This is a genomic window from Pseudoalteromonas luteoviolacea (assembly GCF_000814765.1).
Classification (GTDB): domain Bacteria; phylum Pseudomonadota; class Gammaproteobacteria; order Enterobacterales; family Alteromonadaceae; genus Pseudoalteromonas; species Pseudoalteromonas luteoviolacea_H.
Map to the genome: position 1 here is coordinate 1231484 of NZ_JWIC01000007.1, position 20137 is coordinate 1251620.

Sequence of the window (20137 nt, forward strand, 5' to 3'; positions counted from 1 at the left end):
TTTGCTACAGTAAATTTATTAAATTCAATCTTGTCTTGGGTATCTTAGTCTGCCGCCAACCCAAGTTTGCTCAACGCTGATGTCTCTAATTTTACTCGGGTCTTCAATAGTCATGGGATCTTGCTCTAAAATCACATAGTCGGCTAATTTCCCTGTATCTAAACTGCCAAGCCATTTATCAACATGGCATTGCCATGCAGCATCAAAGGTAATAGCACGAAGCGCTTGGGCTCTAGTTATACACTCAGCTTCATTAAGTACAGTCTTTTCAGGTGATTTCTCCATAACTCGGGTTACTGCTTGTTCCATCATGCGTAGCGGTCCAAGTGGGCTCACGGATAAATCACTGTGTAATGTGATCCGTGCATCAAGGCCTAGCATGGTTTGGCAGCGATCTAATAACTGAGCTTTTTGTTTAAAAATAACCTGCTCAAATGCATAACCCCAGTAGCCAACATGGCCGATTAAAAAGCTAGGCGAGATCCCAAGTTGCTGCATACGTTGTGCGCTAAGGTCACTCAACAGTGAGCAGTGTTCTATCCGATGGCGCGAGCTTAGCCCCGATTGACCTTGAAGGGCGTTTTCGTAAACATCCAGAGTAATATCAATGGCATGATTGCCATTGGCATGAATGAGCATTGGCCAGCCTTTATTGATGACGGTATTCACCATCGTTTGAAAATTAGGCTTTGAGGTGCCTTGCGTATGAGTGTCACTGGATGTTGCTGGAAGTGTATTAAAATTAAATATACCGTAGTTATTCTTAGGGTTACAGCTGTACTGTTCACTTTGATAGCCTGTCAGCCCCTGATTAGAGCCGTCTGAAACGAGTTTTACAGCGGCTTTAAATGGCATATCTAAGTCACGTTCCTTGACTGGTTTATGGTCAGGTAAAGTATTGGCTTGGCTTTCATCTGTACATAGTTTGGCGTAGCCGACACGTGCCCACTGTGGGTTAAGTGCCTGATAAAGCTCAAGAGCTGCTTCCATAGCCTTTTGCATGCCCGCTTCAAACATCATGGTAACACCGCGTTCATTTGCTGTTTTAAATATACAGTCGATGTTCTTTTTTAAATCACGGATCACTTGCTCTTTTTGTATCAGCGGTATCGCATTGAAACCAAGTTGCATTTGATCAAGTTCTTGCAGCGCACCTTGTTCTTTAATTTGGCTTTTTAGCCTATCTTGATCATCCTTGTCGTCAACGTTATTTAAGATTATGTCTAGTGCAGCCTGATTGATGTAGGCGGTATGCAGCGATGCTGCCAACCAAAAGACAGGCCTGTCTGGAAACTCATCGCTCAATCTTGTTATGTCGATGACATCGAGCTGATCATTAATAAATGGCATAAGTGATGGGTCAACGTCAGTTCCCAAAAGCCATTCATCTTTATTGGTTAATTGACTTTGCGCTTTTTTGGCCGAATCAATAATCGTATCTGGGCTGTAATCCTGTTTTAAATGTTGTCCGTCATAGGGACCTAAGTTTGGCCAGCTCATAGTCATAGCTGTCGGCACAATATGAACATGAGGTTCAATTAATCCTGGCAGCAAAGTCTGCTGGCCTTGGAGTTTTATATGGTCTTCTGGCTGCATGCCAAGAGCATGCATGTGTGTGCTGACCGAGTCGATATCACCTACAGCGACCACTTTACCTTCGGCAAAGCCAATGGCTTCAACTTGTTCCGTTGAGCCTCCAATCATTGGGCGGATGTACCCACCTGAATACATCACTCGCTTTTTAAAGGCTTTGTTATCTTGCTCAGTTTTGTCAACAAGTGACTGGCTGATTTGTTCTTTTATTTTGTCTAAACTTTGTTGGTTTTCAAATGCTGTCCAAAGTGGGTTATGGCATGCACATTGGGCGCACTCGTGGCAGTCGTGATGGCTCATTGTTATCTTCCTTTTGCTTGATTGTGAGTTTTCTAGCATTGCCAAAAAAGCATACAGCCAAACCTCAGCACAAAAGTATTACACTGTCTTACATCATTATTCTGGAAATATTAACGCTAGGTAGGGGAGTCGTGTTATCTGAGAAAACGCCTTAATACTGGTGAGAGTTCAACACACAAAGGCTGAAAGATATGGAACTGTCATAATCAGGCACGTTGAATAAATCTATAATCGTCAGTCACAAGTCGATAGTGTGGCTTGAGCCATTGAATGTTAATTAAAAAACCAGAAGCCTTTAGTTTATAGAAACTTAAAAGCTTCTGATGCACAGTGTTATGGCTGACAGTCTAAAGCAAACTCAAGATGTGCTTGGCGCGATCCCTTTTCAAGCAGCTTTTTATCGGCTGCTTGCCAAATTCATCAGATGCGACTTCTATTTGCTTACTTTCATGCAGGTTCCCTTCGTCGTATACCTTAATACGACAGGTGGTTTTATTTTGCTCTTGAGAATAAAGTAACTCCACTTTTTCAGCTTTCATAATTAAGTTTTTATAGGGGTAACCTGCGTCAGTAAATATCTTTTCTGTATTTAACTGAGTGGCTGCCGACGTAAATGTCACCAGCGGAAATGCTAGGATAATTGCGTATTTCACGATAAAGACTCCCTTTGTCTCTGATATTCTCATTAAGTATCGAGCGCATTCATAAAACTGACAAACGAGAATTTATGATCCATAGTTAAGATTTTCTTAAGTATAAAGTGATGAAAACACCACCATTAAAAGGGCTCTGGTACTTTAAAACAGCAGCGCAGTTAGGCAGTTTTAAACAAGCCGCAGAAGCGTTGTTTGTCACTCAGGCTGCGGTGAGCCAGCAAATCCGAATATTAGAGCAGCAGTTAGGTTGTACTCTGTTTGAGCGGCAAACCAGAAAAGTGTCATTAACGCAGCAGGGACAAGCGTTGCTACCTTATCTTCATACCGCGTTTGGGCAAATTGAAAGCGGCTTATCTGCTCTAAAATCAGATCCTAACCCCAATACAATTAACTTATCGGTATTACCTTCGTTTGCAACCTGTTGGTTATTACCAAGATTGACAAGTTTTAATAATGCGCTGCCTAGCTATCAACTTCGTATCGATCCGACTGAGCAGCTTGCTGACTTTAATCGGGAAGACATAGACATTGGGATCCGGTTTGGTTTGGGTGACTACCCAGGGCTAAAAAGTGAATTAATAGCCCAAGATGAGCTGGTTATTGCGTATCGACCTGGAGTAATCAATCCGCGTAAGCCTTTACGACCCCAATTGACTCAACTTAACTTCATTTATGATGAAGGGCGTGACAATGAAGTTGCTTGGCAGAATTTAAGTACCCAGCTTGGTCTAAAGGGCCACACTTTAAGCAACCTTAAAATTGACAATGCGGCGCTCGTGCAGCAAGCGACCGTTGCGGGGCAGGGGTTTTCTTTATTGCGTAAACGTATGGTTGCGCAGTCTGTTGAGCTGGGTCAGTTGGAAATACACCCTGAGTTTGCTTGGTTGTGTGAATATAGTTACCACTTAGTTGCGCCTGAAAGCCATTTTGTTTGGCCAAAAGTTCAAGCTTTTAGAGAGTGGATTGTTTCTGAGTTGAACGGTATGACACTCAATAAAAGCTAGGTTTAAACAAGTAGCACTATCGTACCTACGTCGTTGCGGGCTTGGCCCGCAACCCAAGTGTGATGAGGTCTTAGCCCAAAATGTTCGTTTATTTAATCTGCAACCAATAACGTGCGATATGTGTCATAGGCAAGCTGATCAGTCATGCCACTGACATAATCTTGAAGCAGTCTGCAGCGGTAATAAAACTCATAAATAGGTTGTGTTTGTTGTTCTAAGTGCAGCTTTGCAATGGCTTTTTGGTAAACAGAAATATACTGACCGGGTATGCGCTTAAGCAGCCTGACTTCAACGGGGTAATCATGACTGTGTTCAATAATACGTTTAAAAGCAGCTTCAGAGACATCCAGTAAGCGGCGGTATTCATTTAAAATCCCCGAGGTGATTTTATAACCTTGTAGCTCTAACTCTTCTACTTCAGGGTGACAAAAAACATGCTTTAAAGCGACTTGCTTCAATGAGCGAGTAATCGCATGTTGATGGCTGTTATCTTCTAATAATGCTTGATTAAAGCTGCCCTCAAAGATTTCTTCTATATTGTCAATAAAACGCTTTGTCGCATGTTTTACTAACGGGTGAATGAGCTCGACTCGTAAATATATGAAAAACTCAGTACTTAAATTGGCTGGGTTTTGATTCGCTCTGTTTAGGGCTTTGCTGCACGCTTGATCTATCAGGTCTTCATGGCAGCTCAATTGCATGTCTCTTAGTTGACGACGATACTCTTGTTGTAAAAGTATAATCACTTGCTCAACACTGAGAAAATTTTTAACTACAGCGTCTTCGATATCTGCTAAGCAATAGGCGATGTCGTCAGCTGCTTCCATGATATACGCTGCTAAATGTCTATGACCTAAAGGCATTTCTAATTTGTCGCACAGCTGTTTTACAATGGATTGTTCACTAAAATAATATCCCACCTTTTTATTTAAGTAGTTGTTTGAATTGCCACTTGGCTTAGCTGTAGTACCACAGCGCGTGTATTTCAAAATAGCAGCAATTTGAGCGTAAGTTAAATTCAAATTAGCCAAAGTGGTTACAATACGAATAGCTTGGGCGTTACCCTCAAAGCTGCAAATATCTAGGATCAATGCTGACTGTTGATTAGTCGGGGTTTTTACGTAGTCGTACGTTGAGTGGGCGGTAAAATATCGCTCAAACCAATCATTGATTGCGGCTTCGCCAAAGTGACCAAAGGCTGGGTTACCTATGTCATGCATTAGGCAAGCCATCTCAACCAAGCTTACTAAGGCATTAGCGACTTCTGTTGTTAAACTGCATTGTATCTCTTTATTTGTGTTTAATACTTTAACGATAGACTGAGCAATAAATCGGCCGTTTTGCTGTACTTCAAGGGAGTGAGTGAGGCGGGATCGCACAGCAGCGTTTCGTTCAAGCGGAAAGACCTGAGTTTTTTGCTGCAGACGTCTTAGTGCTGCACAATTAATGATACGTCCTCTATCGCTTTCTATGCTGATAGAGAGGTCTTGCTGCTCCTTATAAGCACGCATCGCATTTATTCTTTTATTAAAATCCATTTTGTTACTCGCTACCCACTGAGAGAACTTCATTGTAAACAGATTGTTTAACGATGCAAACTTATGACCTTTTGTAGATAAGAAAGCGTAGTTAGATGCCAAATAGATTAACCTTGACTAATATTAATTGTGACGACTTGCAAGTGTTTACCCATGCTGGCAGTCTTGGCCTTAGCATCATCATGATTAGATTTTTGTATGAAATTCTTAGTATTAGCTGTTCTTATCACTTTTTTATTTGGCTGTAAGGTCAGCCAAAACACCGTCGAACCTCACTTGCTTTTTCATAAACCAAATGATGTGTCCAACGACGCTTTAGTAGCGCAAAGCTACTTCTTGCTGTCGCAAGAGGCATATCGGTTACAGGACTTTGATTATGAGTTTGAAATACTCAATGAGTTAGCTGAGTATGAATATGGACCAGCCCAATTACAGATCGCAAAAAACCTCTTAAAAGGTCATGGTCAAGACTATGTACAAGGCAGTGCACTAGAGTGGGCGACTAAAGCGACTGAGCGAGACTATACACCAGCAATTTTATTTTTAGCAAAATGGTATCGCTTCGGTGGCAATGGTGTGAAAGCTGATCTAAAAAAATCAATGACTCTGTATGCGCGTGCAATTGAGTTGGGTGAGCCATCGGCTGCGACTGAGCTTGGTTACATTTTTATCAGACACTGGAGAGAAGAGAAGGGGTACGAAACTGCACAGCAACTTTTTGCCAATGCCGCTTACCAAGGAGATATAAAAGCACTGTGCGGCTTAGGCGTTGTTTACCGGGAGTCAAAAAAGTTAGGTGATTTAGAGAAAGCTAAGGATTACTTTCAAGTGAGTTATGCCCGTGGTTACCAAGAGTGTGCTTTTGAACTTGGGTATTTATATCACAGGCATTTACCTGATACCGCTCAAGCACTAAATTGGTACACAATTGCCGCCGAGCATGGCTCTAGTGATGCGTTAAATAATTTAGGGATGATGTACAACAATGGAGATGGTGTTGCCGTTAATTATGCATTAGCAAAGACGTATTTTGAGCAAGCGATTGAGTATGGCAGTACATTAAGCTATGGGAACTTAGGTCGTCTGTATGAAGTAGGCAATGGCGTCGTGCAAAACTATGATCAAGCCATTTTGCTATACAAGCAAGGCGCACAAAATCAAGATGCACAATCGATACATAATCTGGGATCTATGTATAATTCGGGTACTGGGATAGAAAAAGACCGCGATAAAGCACTGACTCTATTTGAGCAAGCTGCGAATTTGGGAAACCAATTTTCCGCATTTAATTTAGCTAATGCATATCTGTATGGTGATGGGAAAGCGCAAAATAACCAACTAGCGCTTGAGTATTACTTGCAGTCGGCCAAGGCGGGGCATGCGCCTAGTTATTGTCATGCTGCCGATGTAGCATTGGCTGAGAGTTGGGCGCTGGCAAAGTCTTATTATTTCGAAGGGGCAAAATTAGGACAGCAGAATTGCTTAATTAATTTAGTCAGAGGGATGCGTGTAAATCGAGAACAGGATCTGCCAATTGTTGAGTTGTTAAAGTCGTTTGCAAGTCGTAATGATGTCTCTGCCATAGAGGAGCTTGGTAGAACTTACCAAAACGGAGACTTTGGCGAGCTGGTGAATTTCGATGTTTCAAAATCATATTACTTACAAGCAGGTGTGTTGGGAGCTGGTAGTGCATTTGCGCATTTGGGCTTTTTATACGAACAAGGTGAGTTGGTTGAGCAAGATCTAGAAAAAGCCACTTCTTTATACATTCAAGCCGCTGAGGCCGGCTCGGCGCTGGGCAAGAATAATCTGGCCACATTCTATCTCAACGGCGTGAGCGTAAAAAAGGATAAGGCGAGAGCGGTGGCGTTATATCAGCAAGCGGTCGAACAAAATCATATCATTGCAATGATCAATCTTGGTGATGTGTATTTGGCCGAACGTACGAGTGAATCGTTACACAAGGCATGCACATTGTTTTCACGGGCACATGAGCAAGGCGCTGTGCATGCGGTTATACGCTACAGTAATTGCGTGATAGAACAATCGGGCGATGCGCTTCTTGCATTTAAATTGCTTGGCCAAGGCGCAGTTGACGGGTGTCAACTTTGTATCGTAAAACAAGCCGAACTGATCCAAACCAATAAAATCCCAGGCAATGCGATTGAAGATGCGTTGCTATTGCTCACAGATGCGGTCAAGTCAGGCAATTCCGCAGCTGCATACAAAATTGCCAATTGGTATGAGTCTGGTGTGTTACACCCTAAAAATATGCAGTTGGCACTGGATTGGTACCGCACTGCGGTCACGCTAGGCAAAGTTGATGCTTTAAACAAAGTGGCTGAATTTTACTGGTCTGGAAAAGGCGTTGAAAAAAATGAAGGCAAAGCGTTAGAGGCCATCTCTCAGTTGGCTAAAGCTAAAGACTTTAATGTTGCATCTTTTATTGGTGAACACTTTTATCATGGTATAAATGTTGACAATGACTTTATTAAGGCTCGACAGTATTTTATTGAGGCGGCCGAACAAAATGATGGCATCGCACTTAACTCATTGGGCGTGATATACCGTGATGGTTTGCATGTGGCTGTGAATACTAAACTGGCACTTAGCTTTTTCGAACGCTCTGCAAATTTGGGGTTACCTGACGCAATGCATAATCTAGGGGCTTTAAAATTAGCATTGGACAAAGATAAAGATGGCTTAACGTGGTTACTGCGGGCAGCTGATAGACAGTTTGTACAAAGTTACATCTTACTTGGTGATTATTATACAAGACTAGAGACGAGTGAAGAGTCAGTCCGTCAAGCGCTTAAGTGGTTGCAGTTAGCTGCGAGGGAAGAGGAGCCTGAAGGCATGTATAAGTTAGCCTTACTACTGAAGAAGCAAAATAGCGATGTATACACATCAGAAGCAAAAAAGTTACTCAGAGCTGCGGCTTCAGGCGGTCATGAAAAAGCGGAATCTATCATTAAACAGTTTGATATAGAGCCTTAATGAGGTTATATCATTTTGTTTGTGTACTGGCGAAAAAGAAAATGTATATCTTACTGTTATTTTTTGCAGGTTCCTTCGTTTAATCATAAAGTAGGTAAAAAAGAATAATCTCACAAAGTAATAATATTAAATATAACAACTATCTTTGTTAATGGCTCTCAGCTTTATACAAGGCCAGTACTCGATATGGGAGTTCTTGCTTAAGTAAAGATAGTCCTTTTTATTGCACTTTTATATGAGTTTATATTCTATACTTGATAAGTCGTGGAAACAGTACGTTATTTTTATGTATAAATAATGCGGTTACTCATGTATGATATTAATATAAACATAAAGTTAAGTGGCTTTTAAGGATTACGAAGCATTAAGAAAGTTATAGATGAGCTGTCTTTTTTATCGGAAGAACAGCCTGATCCATTTTTCATTGAAGGGTATATAACAGGGTTAGGTTTGACGCCACAAACAGTTTTGCCAAGTGTTTGGATCCCGCACCTCTTTGCAGAAAAAGTACCGGAAGACGAATTAGAATTAAAAGCTATAATGGCATTTTATAATCTTTGTATGGATAAAATCATACAAGGAGACTTTTCGTTACCAGAAGAATGTATCCTCACTCAGCCTCACCTTAAGAATGCTTTGCTAAGTGGCATGCCTTTACCAAATTATTGCTCTGGTATGCTTTGCTCACTTTCTTTTATCAAACAGGCAGATTTAACTGTCGAACAAGATACTCAATTAAAGACACTGCAAACTGTGTTAGAGGGGTTTCAAGGGTATCTAAATGCGTTTAGAGCCTTTCCCTCAAATGAGCAAGACTTTACAACTGATCTTATCTCTGCGTATCAAAGTCTTGAACCATGTATAAGCAAAACAGCCTATGAGTTACGGTTTTCTGAGCAATGTATATCGCAAGCCGATGAAGTTAACTCACTGTCTGGATTTGATCGTAAACAAATCGAAAGTCACCTTAATGACATATTGAGCAAAAACAACGCATCCACACTGAAGTTTATTGATGAACTTATTAGTGTGCTCGAACGGGAGCTCATTACAACGCATTTTATTGAACAATATGGGAATGAACTAGAAAATCTCAGTGAGATACAGCCCTATTTCATATTGAAGGCGCGTAAAGCACAAATACATTTTAATTTAGAGCATTATGATTTAGCCCAGAAGGAACTAGAAGAGCTGCTTAATCTTGCGCCTAATGACTATTATGAAAATCGCTATCAACTTTATAACTGCTACATTAAACAAGGTAAATGGCATTGTTTGACAGCACTTTTAAACAAGTATAAATCTAATGTATATAGTGAAAACAAGTTAATGGATAGTGCAACGATTCTTCTCAATGAGTATGCTCAGCACGGTAGCAATCCAAAAACGAATGCTTTAAAAGAAAAAGTGAAAGGCTTATTTCCTGATATCGTGTCTATGAGTGGCTCTAGCGCTGAACTGGGTGCTGATGAAAAGTCTGATTGTGTAAATGAGTATATTAATAAAGGTGGACTAACAGCCTGGTGTTCAGTAGAAGGTAGTTTATTTTGGCTTAAGTCTAGATAATGAGTGTTCAAGTTAGCCGGTTTTTCCAACATAATGAAAAACCGACTAAGCACATTTTTTAGAAAAACGAATTAAGCTGCATCTTGTTCTTGTGATAAAAATTCATTCATTGTCAGCGGTACAGATGCGAAGTAACCTTGAATGTAGATGTTCGGGTAGCGTTTCATGTACTCATATTGAAACCTATTCTCAACGCCTTCAACTATCACCGTTTTTTTACTCTGCTGTGCAGTTTTGATCACTAAGTCTAATCTCGGCGCTTGTGCTGCCTTGTCTTGAACATGTGTAATGAACGTTTTGTCAATTTTGACAGCATTGAAATAACGGCTATTTAGAAGTTCATTGCCATTCTCACCCTTACCAAAATCGTCAATAGCAAAACTAAAGCCTAAGTTAGACATTTTTCTTAACGTGTTAATTGCATTATCACTTAGCGTTAGATCGCTGCCTTCGGTGAGTTCAAAAGTGATGAATGCAGCGATAGATGGCGTGTCCCTAATCACTTTTTTCAAATAAGCAAGTAGGCTTTCATCCTCCAGTAACTTAGCGGATATATTCATGTGAATGGGTTTAAGCTTTTCGTGTGCATCCAGTTTGATCTTCAACATGGAGTAAATTTGGTTGATCACAATTTTGGTGAGCTCGCTATGTAGCTCCGGTTTATCCTCAATCATTGGCATAAAGGCTTTGGGGCCGAGGTTTTTAGTATTTCTCCAACGTATCAGGGCCTCATAGCGCTTTGGGTTGTCAATGTCAGATGATTTGAATATCGGTTGGAAAACAAGATAAAAGTCATCAGGGTTGAATGAGATACTATTCATGAGTTTCAGCAATACATGCTTTCGATACATCTCTGCCTGATAGAGCTTTTCATTATGAAAGAATGTCCCTGTTTGAGATTCCAAAGCATACTTCATTGAAAAAGTTAGTCTTCTTTGCACTTTGTCTATGCCATATAAAGACGATTGTCCGGTAAGGCTCATAGATGATATTGCGTAATCAATGGGTACTTGCGTGTTATTTACCCACACTTGCTTTGGCAATTTCTCGAGGATTTCTTTTTGCTTCGCTTCAGCTTCTTGTTGGTCTGATCCTGTGTCATGCGTAACAAATGCCATCACCATATAATCAGAATCATGCAGTGCAAGTGCAAACGGCTGACAGGCTTTACCGACTTCTTTAAACAATTGAGATAAGGTGTCTTGGTTACTTTCAATGGAGTCAAAAACTGGCGTTTTTCCAAGTTTAATGAGAGAAACATGGAATTGAGAAAATTTCCTGTCTACTTTCATTAGTTTTTGCATGAAAAACAGGTAATTAGGTATGTCGCTAGTGCCATGATACAAAACAGACTTGCTCAGCGCTTCTTTTGCTTTTTTCAGCTCATTTAAGATTTTCAAATCCTTTTTACGCAGTTGGTTTGTTTTTATCAGTGCGATTAAACTAATTGCAGCAATAACGATTGCGATGCTTAAATATAAATTGTCCATAAAAGATAAATAGTTGAGAAATGTGCATTTCAGATTTAAATACACAAAAATGGACGAATTATGTGTTTTTCAGTGTTTATCGGCTTTTTATATTACAGTCCATTACACTACCACGTGACTAGATGTCTATGATTAGTGATAAGTGTGCAACATTAAAGCGGTGCTAAGCGCCAAAAGAGCGCTTGATATGTTCTTCAATTTCAAACTCATGATTACGAAATGACTTTAGCAGCTTATAACTTAACGGCAGGCGACGATGAGGTCTAGTCTCTTTAACCTTGCGGTAAGAGGGCTCTTTGTCTAGGTCAATTAAGCCCATAGCCCATTTTCTAAAGTTACGCTTCCCAATGGGATTACAAATTAGCGCCTCGACTTCTTTGTGCCTTTTATCTTGCTTTATATGCTCAAACAACTGTTCTACCTTAGATTTATCTCCCTCAATGACTTGCATGAAGTGATGTCTATCGTAGAGCAGCATGCCAGATATACTGCTTATTTGATTTGCTGCAGCACATTGTCTTCTTAGTGTTTCTAACTCTGCATCGCTCAGTGGCGTTGTGACGGTGCTGATATAAATGAGCTCAATTAATTCCATAGTACGATTGAGGTTATTGCGATACATACAAAGATAGTCGCAAATATATTGGTTCGCACGAAAACAAGGCTGATTTATGGTAGGCAAAAAATTGAGGGAAATGTTCCCTCAATTTTACTGGACGAATTATAGTCCAATCTTGTGAGATACAGTTACTTCACAAGGTGCTGAGTTTTGACCAAATGCAGACTGTACAAATAATTGATCGCCTTGCTTAAGGTTTGACAAGATTAATTTGGTTGTATCGTAGCGACGCTTTGCAACTTGATCATTCCAAGCGGTAGAGCTGTCTTTGTTTACGTCATAGTAAATACTACAGCCACCTACCGCACCGTCATTCGTTACCCAATCAAAATTGATTGTGTAGTTAGAAATGCTGTAGTTGAATTTTGCATTGTTATGTTGACCATAGCTATCTGTGATATCAATGTAGGTCCATCGTGCTTGAGGTACACCTGGGCGAGGTTTCTCGGTAATGTTCACACCTAAACCTGAGTCTGCATATACTGCTGATGTTGCCGATAGCGCTGCTAAAATTAAGGCCACTTTTGTAATTTTCATTCTAAAACTTCCTTTTTAATTTTTAATTAATTTATGCCATTAAAATATTTAATTGCTGATATATTTAATGACGTCGCTAAGTTACCACTTAAAAATTAAATTTTCATTTGTGGATTTGTAACTTTATATTTAATTGTATCAATAGGTCGATTCTCTATACTGAGAAAAATAATCGCAGGGCAGTCAAATTAGATTAGATGCAATAATTTATTGAAGTTTCTAGATATATTTCTTTACTTTGATGCTGCTCTCTCCTACTTTTTTAGTAATCGAATTGATACTTCACTATATTCAAGCGAGGGCTGATGCTGGCGCTATCGACACAAACAATATTGTTGATGTGTGCAGTTGGCATTGTTGCATCGGCAACTGCACTTACCTTTCTATGGATGGCAAATCGTAATATTAAAGCCACGGCTTTTTGGGCAATAGGGCCTTGGTTGCTCGTAGCTAACTTCGGCCTTTTTGCAGCCCAAAATGCGCTACCTTATTTTTTTAAACATATTGCGTCTAATTTATGTGGTCAGCTGTCCTTAATCATGATGTTAATCGGTTTGTATTATGCCGTAGATAAGCGTCCTCCCTGGCGAATATTGGTTGCATATGTAGCCGGATTCTTAGTGTTGTTAACGGCTTTTACGTTTTGGTTCGACTCTTACGAGTATCGATTAAAGCTCGCTGTGTTCACGATTTTGTGCACATCCATATGGATGGTGGTTTTTATGCTTGAACATAGAAGAAATCGCTTTGAAGTCTCGGGTGCACTGGTTGTTTTGGGTTTAGGGTGTTTAAACACGGCGGGTTTTTTTAGGATCAGCGCCCCAATCAATGATGGCGCAACCAGTATCATGACAGATACCAGTATTTATATTCAGTTATTTTTTATTACCATTATGGTCGCGCAACTGGTGTTTAACTTCGGTTTTGCCATCATGGTGGGTGAGTTACATAACTTTGCGATTAAACAAGCGCAGCAAGCATTACTCAATACGAATCATGAATTAGCGATTGCGAAAAAACGAGCGGAAGAAGCCTCTCGACATAAATCAGAATTTTTAGCCAATATGAGCCATGAGATCCGCACCCCTATGAATGGGGTGATCGGTATGTTAGATCTTGTTGAGAAAGAAGGCCTCAACGAGATCCAGCATAATTACGTAATGACAGCAAAGTCCAGTGCAGACGCGTTGATGGTGGTGATTAATGATATTCTAGATTTTTCGAAGATAGAAGCGGGCCGGCTAGAAATTGAAAAAACAGAATTTGACCTGATCACTGAAAGCGCATCGCTAATACAAACGCATGCACATGCCGCTCATGGGAAAGGACTAGAGCTAGTATTAGATACAGTCAATTTGAAGACGCGTTATGTAAAAGGAGATCCGGTCCGTTTTAAGCAGGTACTTGGTAATTTAATTGGCAATGCATTGAAGTTTACACACAAAGGAGAAGTGGTTGTTACCCTGAGCACTGAAAATCACAATGAAAAAGAAAAAGTGAAGTTGATTGGCCATGTGAAAGATACAGGTATAGGAATTGAATTAGAAAAGCAGAAAAAATTATTTCAGTCATTTTCACAAGTGGATTCAACCACAACAAGGCGGTTTGGTGGTACAGGGCTTGGTTTAGCTATTGTCAAAACCCTGTGTAAATTGATGGAAGGGAATGCATCTTTGCGCAGCGAGTTGGGCGTTGGGAGTATTTTTAGTTTTGAAATCATGCTGGAGCCTGTGGATGTTGAACATAGACAGCTAAGTACTCAATTCAATTCAGTGTTAATCATTGAAAGCAATGTTTCAGCTGCGAATGCACTCAAGGGCATAGTCTGTCGGCATGCATCAACGGTTAATATTGCGAGTGAATTAAAAGCGGCTGAATCTTTTATAAATACGCAAACAGATCTGGTTATTTTAAGCCGCTATATGAACGGTAAAAAGTCGGAACAGTGGCTTAAAAAAATGAATCTCCAGCCTAATGCGAAAGCCGTGATTTTGACGCTTTTAAAAGATACGGAGAGTAGCCATTATTTTAGTGAATGTGGGTTTTACCGACGGTTTAATAAACCATTCTCACAAAGTGAATTTGAAGGGTTTATGATGTCTATTAAAGGCACTGAACAAGCACCTTCGATAAATGAAAATGTCTCTTCAAAGGCGTTTGAACAACAGGTCGTGCTACTTGTTGAGGATAATCCAGTTAATCAGCTAGTTGCTAAAAAAATGCTTGATTCGTTAGGACTAAAAACAGAGCTTGCAAATAACGGACAGGAGGCATTGGATAAACTATTAGCAGCTAAACACCAATATCAACTGGTATTAATGGACTGTCAAATGCCTTGTATGGATGGATTTGAAGCAACTCGACGTATTCGCCGCGGTGAAGGTGGGCAGACCTTTTTAAACATTCCAATATTGGCATTAACGGCAAATGCAATGAAAGGAGACAGAGAAGCTTGTATTGAAGCGGGCATGAATGACTACATCACAAAGCCAATTTTGTTAGAACACTTGACTCGCGCTCTGTTGCGATTTTTGACTCCGACTAAAGTATATTAGTTTTCTTATTTAACAGTCTGTTTTTTCTAATTGCTCCTTTCTTTAAAAATGATTGGGTCATCCATTTTCTATTTTTCCTCTTGACTTAAAGTCGACTTTAAGTGGCATAGTCTTCTTCCTTCTAAATGTCTTATTAACAATATTGAGGATGAGGAGATTTGTATGTATTTGGAAGAGGGGATGCTTCAAATGATAGGACTATCTATCATTGCAGGCCTTGGGGCTACCGTGTTTATGGATATATGGAGTGAATGCTTAAAGCGTATTTTTGGTGTTCAATCATTAAATTACGGTTTAGTTGGTCGCTGGGTATTACACTGCTTGCAAGGCGAGATATTCCATCGCAATATCATGAGTGCTAAGCCTAAAAACCTTGAGGGAGTGGTCGGCTGGATTGCCCATTATCTGATAGGTGTATTGTTTGCACTTTCTTTCATATTTCTCACGCACATGGTCAGTAGCTCATTATTAAACCCATGGCTCGCGATATTCTTTGGCACATTAACGGTATGTTTTCCTTTTTTTGTGATGCAGCCATGTTTTGGTATGGGCATCGCAGCAAGCAAAGTGCCAAGAGCCAATATAGCGAGGTTAAAGAGTCTTGGGGCGCATACTTCTTTTGGTGTTGGCTTGTATCTAACACTGTTATGTATCTCGATATTTTATACGTAATTTTTAATTTTTCCCTAATGTATTTAAGGTAAAGGAATGAATGATGGATAAAGCAGAGAATAAGATACTAGTAAATGGCCCAAATAGCGGGTGTTACGTAAAATCGGCTGGCAACTTATACCGTGAAGTTATCAATGGTGAACAGACGGATGGTCAGTTTTCTCTAATTGAGTCAATTATTGAGCCTGGACAAGGTGGGCCATTTCATACTCATGCCAATGAACAGGAGTCCTTTTTGGTATTGAGTGGCACGCTGACTATATTTGATGGCTCTGATCGGTATGATGCAACCCCTGGCACATTTGTTTTTTGCCCGCCAGATACACTGCGAGGATTTCGAAATGAGACCGATGAGCGAGTTAAGGTATTGATTTTATATACGCCTCCGGGTATTGAAAAAATGATACAGATGGAAGGGGAGGTTTTGAATTCTGCTGAAGATTTTAATTTTGAAGCCACTGAGCAGAGCTTCACATGTCCAAGGTTAAATAAAGCGTTTGGCATTGTTGAAGATAGCCGTCCGTTACCTTAGTTGATTCGCTCCTGTGTAGTAAGGCTAGTACATTGATTTGTGTGGTTTCATAGTAGGTTTAAAATGATATATTCTACAGTCGATAGTGCAAGTATAACGGACTTAATAGGGAAGCTTTATGATTGATTTTCGCTCGGATACGGTGACATTGCCTTGTAAAGATATGAGGCGTTTAATGAGTAATGCGATGGTGGGTGATGACGTGTATGGTGATGACCCCACAGTGAATGAACTAGAGCAATATAGCTCGGTAAAACATGGATTTGAGGCGTCTCTATTTGTTAGTTCGGGTACGCAGGCTAACTTACTAGCGATCCTTGCACATTGTGAGAGGGGAGATGAATATATTTGTGGCCAAAATGCACATAACTATAAGTATGAAGCTGGTGGGGCTGCTGTGCTTGGTTCTGTGCAGCCCCAACCGATTGAGAACCTGCCTGATGGACGTATTTGTTTAGATAAAGTCGCAGCTGCTATCAAGCCCAATGACTTTCATTTTGCGAGAACTAAAATGTTAAGTCTAGAAAACACCATAGGTGGTAAGGTCTTAGGTTTAGATTACTTAAAAGAAGCGAGGGCATTTACTAAAAAGTATGCGCTTAAGCAACACCTTGATGGTGCGCGGGTGTATAACGCAGCGATTGCACTAGGAGTGGATGTAAAAGAGATCAGCCAATATTTTGATTCAATGACAGTATGTTTATCGAAAGGGTTAGGTGCACCCGTTGGATCGTTGTTAATGGGCGATCGTGAGTTTATAGAAAAAGCACGGCGACTCAGAAAAATGCTCGGTGGTGGTATGCGACAAGCTGGTATTTTAGCTGCTGCAGGCATATATGCACTGAAAAATAACGTTGATAGGTTGGCTGAAGACCATGATAATGCGCGCTACTTGGCACAGCGCCTTAATGAACTTCCCGGGTTTGATAGTTCATCATATGATGTTCAAACAAACTTAGTGTTTTTAAATGTCGATGAGAGTATCGATATGCAAGCGTTTGCTGAGGTCATGTTTAGCAAAGGCATCAACTTAAGACCAGGGTATCAAGGGATGCGTTTAGTTACGCATTTAGGCATAAATAAAGACAAAATTGATGTGTTTATAGAGACAGCTAAATCATATTTTAAAATTGATTAACCTGTCACTTGCTATCAAAGCTTCATCTTTAGGGCTTATGTATCTAACAATATAAGCCCTGCACTCGCTATTCTCGATGAATTACTCAACCGATAAACGGCAATATTACCTTTCTGGTAAATATTAGCATGTGTTTTTGGGCGTGTATGCAAACTAAAAATTGAATTCTAAATTAGTAAAAGTAAATAGTGACATCAATCGCTGAAGACTGTTTTTTATATTTACGTAATGGTCATTGAGACTGTATTGGAATTTTAAGTTAACGTGATCGTACGGTTTTAAGTTGATGATTTTTATACTTATAATTTGTTTTCTTCGTCTTCTTAGTTAGCTTTTTGAAGTGGTATTTGTAAATGAATGTAAATGAATGGTCCGATTTTTTTTAATAATTGGCTTATTTTTGATGTGCCTTTAGACAGTTTGAAACGGTTTTTCTCAATAAAGAGGTTTAGCATGAATACCAATACTTTAAGGAGTCACTTTACATGAAAAAACAATTATTAATGGCTGCAGTCGCAGCATGTAGTATTAATGCCCAAGCTGCGGATCTGAGTAACACTTATATTGAACTAGGCTATTCAAAATCAGATTTTAAAGATGACATGTATTTTGATAATAAAACAGATCTAGACTTGGTTGGTCATCAAGTTAGCTTAAGCTATGAATTCGAGAATGGCATATATGCTGGTATACATACTAAAAGGCATAAAGATACGTTTCTAATCGCGTTTTTTGACCGAGACATTGACCTCAACGAAAATGTGTTGGAGCTAGGCTATGTAGCTCATGAAACCGAGAACGGGCGACTTTCTGTTGGGGCATTTGCCGGAGAGCTTGAGCTTGAAATTGAAGATAGCAGTAGTGATGCTGACCTGTATCGTTTATATACGGGGTATGACTATCGATTTAATCAGTATTTTTCGGCGTTTGCCAAGCTTGGATATGAATCTTTAGATGGCAAGGAAGCGAGCAGTGAAAATGGACTTTGGACCGAAGTGGGTATTCGCGCACATTGGGGCGCATCGAGTTTTTCTTGGGAATTCTCAGAAGGCAAGCGCATTGAGCAAGTTGCTTTTGTATACCGCTATTCATTCTAACGATTTATCTTAGATTTCTCCTCTGGGTTGGTACACATCATATCAGCCCATTTCTTTATTCCTTCTCCATTAATTGGGTACTCATGATTGAGTCATAAATTTTGACCTAGCAGCTTAATTATATAGCTTGATAACGATTGAGACACTTTGATACAGACCCTTTTCTGTATCTTCTATACCATTTTCCCAAGCGTTAAATGAAGGAATAAAGTAATGAAAAAAATGTTATGTATGATGATGTTATCGGTTTCAGGGTTAAACGTACAAGCGGCTGATTTGAGCAAAACATTCATTGAGTTTGGATATGTACAAAGTGATTTTGGAGATAAATCAAAAGTAGAGCCAGATGGTATTAAGCTGGGTTTTGGCTATGAATTTGAGAATGGGCTCTACACCAGTTTCTCGGTAAAACGTCAAGGAGATACGATAGAAAGTGGCCCAAGACAACTAGATATAGACATAGACGAAAATTATTTTGAGCTCGGTTATATTCTATATGAAACAAGTGATGGCCGATTCTCATTTGGTGCAGGACTTGGTGAAATGGACTGGCATTTGAAACATTACACACTGGAAGGGGATTTTTATCGCTTTTTTACCGAATACGAACACCGCTTTAATGAATATGTTTCGGGGTATGCTCGGCTAGGCTATGAGTACTTTGAGCCTAAAGGGGCAAAAAATAATGAGGGTGCGTGGGCTGAATTGGGCGTGCAAGCTCACATGGGCGACTCAAGCATTGTGCTGAGTTATTTTGATAGTCAGGGGATTGATCAACTAGGTATAACGTACCGCTACGCATTTTAGCCAAATAAAGTAACTACTTGAATCTGTTTTATGGGGTCGAGGCTTAGTATGGAAAACAAAATAATGAGTAAATGCTAAAGATCGACTTATATTTTTTATTATCGATTGCGGTGTATTTTATCAAGTGTATGTTTATAGTAATACTGTTTTACTCATGGTTGCAACGTCGCTTAAAACATACATTTCAAAAGGAATAAAAAATGAAAACAATTGGTTTGCTTGGTGGCATGAGTTGGGAATCAACTTCTAATTATTATAAGTATATAAATCAGGGTGTTAAAGATGCTTTGGGTGGGCTGCATTCGGCTAAAATAGTGATGAAAAGTGTCGACTTTGCGCCCATCGCTGAGCTTCAGCAGGCAAATGAATGGAGCACAATGGCTAACATGCTCACCCAAGATGCCCAGGACATTGAACGCGCTGGCGCTGACTTCATACTCATTTGTACAAATACCATGCATTTGATTTTTGAAGAGGTACAAGCCGGCGTAGGCATTCCTCTCATTCATATCGCAGATCCAACTGGAGAGCAATTAAAACGAGATGGCAAACGAAAAGTTGGACTACTTGGTACACAATTTACGATGTCAGAGTCATTTTATAAAGACAGACTTAAAAACAAATTTGATATTGAAGTGATTGTGCCTGATGAAGAAGACCAAAACGTAATTCATGATGTGATTTATAATGAACTGTGTGTTGGAATTATACAGCCTGAATCTAAGCAAGCGTATGTAGAAATCATTGCAAAACTGCAGGCACAGGGGGCTGAAGCAGTTATTTTGGGATGTACAGAGATTGCATTACTTGTTAACGAAAATGACACAGATATCCCGCTGTTTGATACGGCTATATTGCATGCGGGTAGTGCGGTGTCAGCCTCTTTAACATGATGAATTTCATTGTTTTATATTTTTACTTTGATGGTTTTTAGAATGTTTTATATGTTCTTTTGTATATTCAATCATAAACAATTCAAAAATTAGAGCTTTTATTTTAATTTTGTGTAAAAATTTACTCGTTTTAAAAGGAGTAA

The 20137-nt window shown here is 39.7% G+C and carries 16 protein-coding genes; 10 read left to right on the top strand and 6 right to left on the bottom strand.

Annotated elements, in window-relative coordinates; translation table 11 throughout:
• Nucleotides 1-24 precede the first annotated feature (24 nt).
• Nucleotides 25-1893: an amidohydrolase gene (locus JF50_RS19460; RefSeq protein WP_039610933.1), complete on the bottom strand. Its 1869-nt coding sequence runs from the start codon at nucleotides 1891-1893 to the stop codon at nucleotides 25-27.
• A 347-nt stretch (nucleotides 1894-2240) separates the two neighbouring features.
• A complete protein-coding gene (locus tag JF50_RS19465) occupies nucleotides 2241-2546 on the bottom strand; it encodes a hypothetical protein (protein ID WP_039610934.1) in 306 nt (101 codons plus the stop codon).
• Nucleotides 2547-2656: 110 nt separating this feature from the next.
• Between JF50_RS19465 and JF50_RS19470 the strand changes: the two genes are divergently transcribed.
• Nucleotides 2657-3553, top strand: a complete 897-nt coding sequence (locus tag JF50_RS19470) for a LysR substrate-binding domain-containing protein (RefSeq protein ID WP_039610251.1) — start codon at nucleotides 2657-2659, stop codon at nucleotides 3551-3553.
• Nucleotides 3554-3645: 92 nt separating this feature from the next.
• Here JF50_RS19470 and dgt read toward each other — a convergent pair whose 3' ends face one another.
• The gene (gene dgt / locus JF50_RS19475) at nucleotides 3646-5091 is read right to left on the bottom strand and encodes a dGTPase (RefSeq protein WP_039610956.1); all 1446 of its coding nucleotides are present in this window, start codon (nucleotides 5089-5091) and stop codon (nucleotides 3646-3648) included.
• Nucleotides 5092-5289: 198 nt separating this feature from the next.
• Between dgt and JF50_RS19480 the strand changes: the two genes are divergently transcribed.
• Together JF50_RS19480 and JF50_RS19485 are read left to right on the top strand one after the other, a co-directional pair.
• Nucleotides 5290-8088, top strand: coding sequence for an SEL1-like repeat protein (locus tag JF50_RS19480; RefSeq protein ID WP_039610252.1), 2799 nt, complete (start codon nucleotides 5290-5292; stop codon nucleotides 8086-8088).
• A 450-nt stretch (nucleotides 8089-8538) separates the two neighbouring features.
• Nucleotides 8539-9654: a hypothetical protein gene (locus JF50_RS19485; protein WP_039610935.1), complete on the top strand. Its 1116-nt coding sequence runs from the start codon at nucleotides 8539-8541 to the stop codon at nucleotides 9652-9654.
• Nucleotides 9655-9725: 71 nt separating this feature from the next.
• On the opposite strand, the gene JF50_RS19490 is transcribed toward JF50_RS19485, so the two are convergent.
• The 3 genes from JF50_RS19490 to JF50_RS19500 all read right to left on the bottom strand — a co-directional run bounded on the left by JF50_RS19490 (nucleotide 9726) and on the right by JF50_RS19500 (nucleotide 12300).
• The gene (locus JF50_RS19490) at nucleotides 9726-11144 is read right to left on the bottom strand and encodes an EAL domain-containing protein (RefSeq protein WP_039610255.1); all 1419 of its coding nucleotides are present in this window, start codon (nucleotides 11142-11144) and stop codon (nucleotides 9726-9728) included.
• A gap of 163 nt (nucleotides 11145-11307) precedes the next feature.
• Nucleotides 11308-11766 (bottom strand): BLUF domain-containing protein, encoded by a 459-nt coding sequence (locus JF50_RS26370; protein WP_052262335.1) that lies wholly within the window; start codon nucleotides 11764-11766, stop codon nucleotides 11308-11310.
• Between the two features lie 99 nt (nucleotides 11767-11865).
• Nucleotides 11866-12300 carry a hypothetical protein gene (locus JF50_RS19500; RefSeq protein ID WP_039610256.1) on the bottom strand — a complete coding sequence of 145 codons (435 nt, stop codon included), beginning with the start codon at nucleotides 12298-12300 and terminating at the stop codon, nucleotides 11866-11868.
• Nucleotides 12301-12605: 305 nt separating this feature from the next.
• On the opposite strand from JF50_RS19500, the gene JF50_RS19505 reads away from it, so the two are divergent.
• From JF50_RS19505 to JF50_RS19535, 7 genes are all read left to right on the top strand, one after another.
• Nucleotides 12606-14855: a response regulator gene (locus tag JF50_RS19505; RefSeq protein ID WP_052262336.1), complete on the top strand. Its 2250-nt coding sequence runs from the start codon at nucleotides 12606-12608 to the stop codon at nucleotides 14853-14855.
• 162 nt (nucleotides 14856-15017) lie between these two features.
• Nucleotides 15018-15527 carry a DUF2938 domain-containing protein gene (locus JF50_RS19510; protein WP_200890417.1) on the top strand — a complete coding sequence of 170 codons (510 nt, stop codon included), beginning with the start codon at nucleotides 15018-15020 and terminating at the stop codon, nucleotides 15525-15527.
• Between the two features lie 40 nt (nucleotides 15528-15567).
• On the top strand, nucleotides 15568-16059 hold the full coding sequence (locus JF50_RS26375; RefSeq protein ID WP_080760257.1) for a cupin domain-containing protein: 492 nt from the start codon (nucleotides 15568-15570) through the stop codon (nucleotides 16057-16059).
• Nucleotides 16060-16177: 118 nt separating this feature from the next.
• Complete coding sequence (ltaE, locus tag JF50_RS19520) at nucleotides 16178-17197, top strand: low-specificity L-threonine aldolase (protein ID WP_039610257.1); 1020 nt, start codon at nucleotides 16178-16180, stop codon at nucleotides 17195-17197.
• Nucleotides 17198-17682: 485 nt separating this feature from the next.
• Nucleotides 17683-18294 carry an outer membrane beta-barrel protein gene (locus tag JF50_RS19525; RefSeq protein WP_039610258.1) on the top strand — a complete coding sequence of 204 codons (612 nt, stop codon included), beginning with the start codon at nucleotides 17683-17685 and terminating at the stop codon, nucleotides 18292-18294.
• A gap of 213 nt (nucleotides 18295-18507) precedes the next feature.
• On the top strand, nucleotides 18508-19101 hold the full coding sequence (locus JF50_RS19530; RefSeq protein WP_039610259.1) for a hypothetical protein: 594 nt from the start codon (nucleotides 18508-18510) through the stop codon (nucleotides 19099-19101).
• A 200-nt stretch (nucleotides 19102-19301) separates the two neighbouring features.
• Entirely contained in the window at nucleotides 19302-19994 is a 693-nt protein-coding gene (locus JF50_RS19535; protein WP_039610260.1) for an aspartate/glutamate racemase family protein, read from the top strand.
• Nucleotides 19995-20137: the final 143 nt, after the last annotated feature.

What these genes read in the sequence shown, in the direction of transcription:
- JF50_RS19530 (WP_039610259.1), top strand. Translation starts at nt 18,508, where the DNA reads ATGAAAAAAATGTTATGTATGATGATGTTATCGGTTTCAGGGTTAAAC.
- JF50_RS19470 (WP_039610251.1), top strand. Translation starts at nt 2,657, where the DNA reads ATGAAAACACCACCATTAAAAGGGCTCTGGTACTTTAAAACAGCAGCG.
- JF50_RS19525 (WP_039610258.1), top strand. Translation starts at nt 17,683, where the DNA reads ATGAAAAAACAATTATTAATGGCTGCAGTCGCAGCATGTAGTATTAAT.
- JF50_RS19480 (WP_039610252.1), top strand. Translation starts at nt 5,290, where the DNA reads ATGAAATTCTTAGTATTAGCTGTTCTTATCACTTTTTTATTTGGCTGT.
- JF50_RS26375 (WP_080760257.1), top strand. Translation starts at nt 15,568, where the DNA reads ATGATGGATAAAGCAGAGAATAAGATACTAGTAAATGGCCCAAATAGC.
- JF50_RS19500 (WP_039610256.1), bottom strand. Translation starts at nt 12,300, where the DNA reads ATGAAAATTACAAAAGTGGCCTTAATTTTAGCAGCGCTATCGGCAACA.
- JF50_RS26370 (WP_052262335.1), bottom strand. Translation starts at nt 11,766, where the DNA reads ATGTATCGCAATAACCTCAATCGTACTATGGAATTAATTGAGCTCATT.
- JF50_RS19535 (WP_039610260.1), top strand. Translation starts at nt 19,302, where the DNA reads ATGAAAACAATTGGTTTGCTTGGTGGCATGAGTTGGGAATCAACTTCT.
- JF50_RS19505 (WP_052262336.1), top strand. Translation starts at nt 12,606, where the DNA reads ATGCTGGCGCTATCGACACAAACAATATTGTTGATGTGTGCAGTTGGC.
- JF50_RS19510 (WP_200890417.1), top strand. Translation starts at nt 15,018, where the DNA reads ATGTATTTGGAAGAGGGGATGCTTCAAATGATAGGACTATCTATCATT.
- JF50_RS19490 (WP_039610255.1), bottom strand. Translation starts at nt 11,144, where the DNA reads ATGGACAATTTATATTTAAGCATCGCAATCGTTATTGCTGCAATTAGT.
- dgt (WP_039610956.1), bottom strand. Translation starts at nt 5,091, where the DNA reads ATGGATTTTAATAAAAGAATAAATGCGATGCGTGCTTATAAGGAGCAG.
- JF50_RS19460 (WP_039610933.1), bottom strand. Translation starts at nt 1,893, where the DNA reads ATGAGCCATCACGACTGCCACGAGTGCGCCCAATGTGCATGCCATAAC.
- ltaE (WP_039610257.1), top strand. Translation starts at nt 16,178, where the DNA reads ATGATTGATTTTCGCTCGGATACGGTGACATTGCCTTGTAAAGATATG.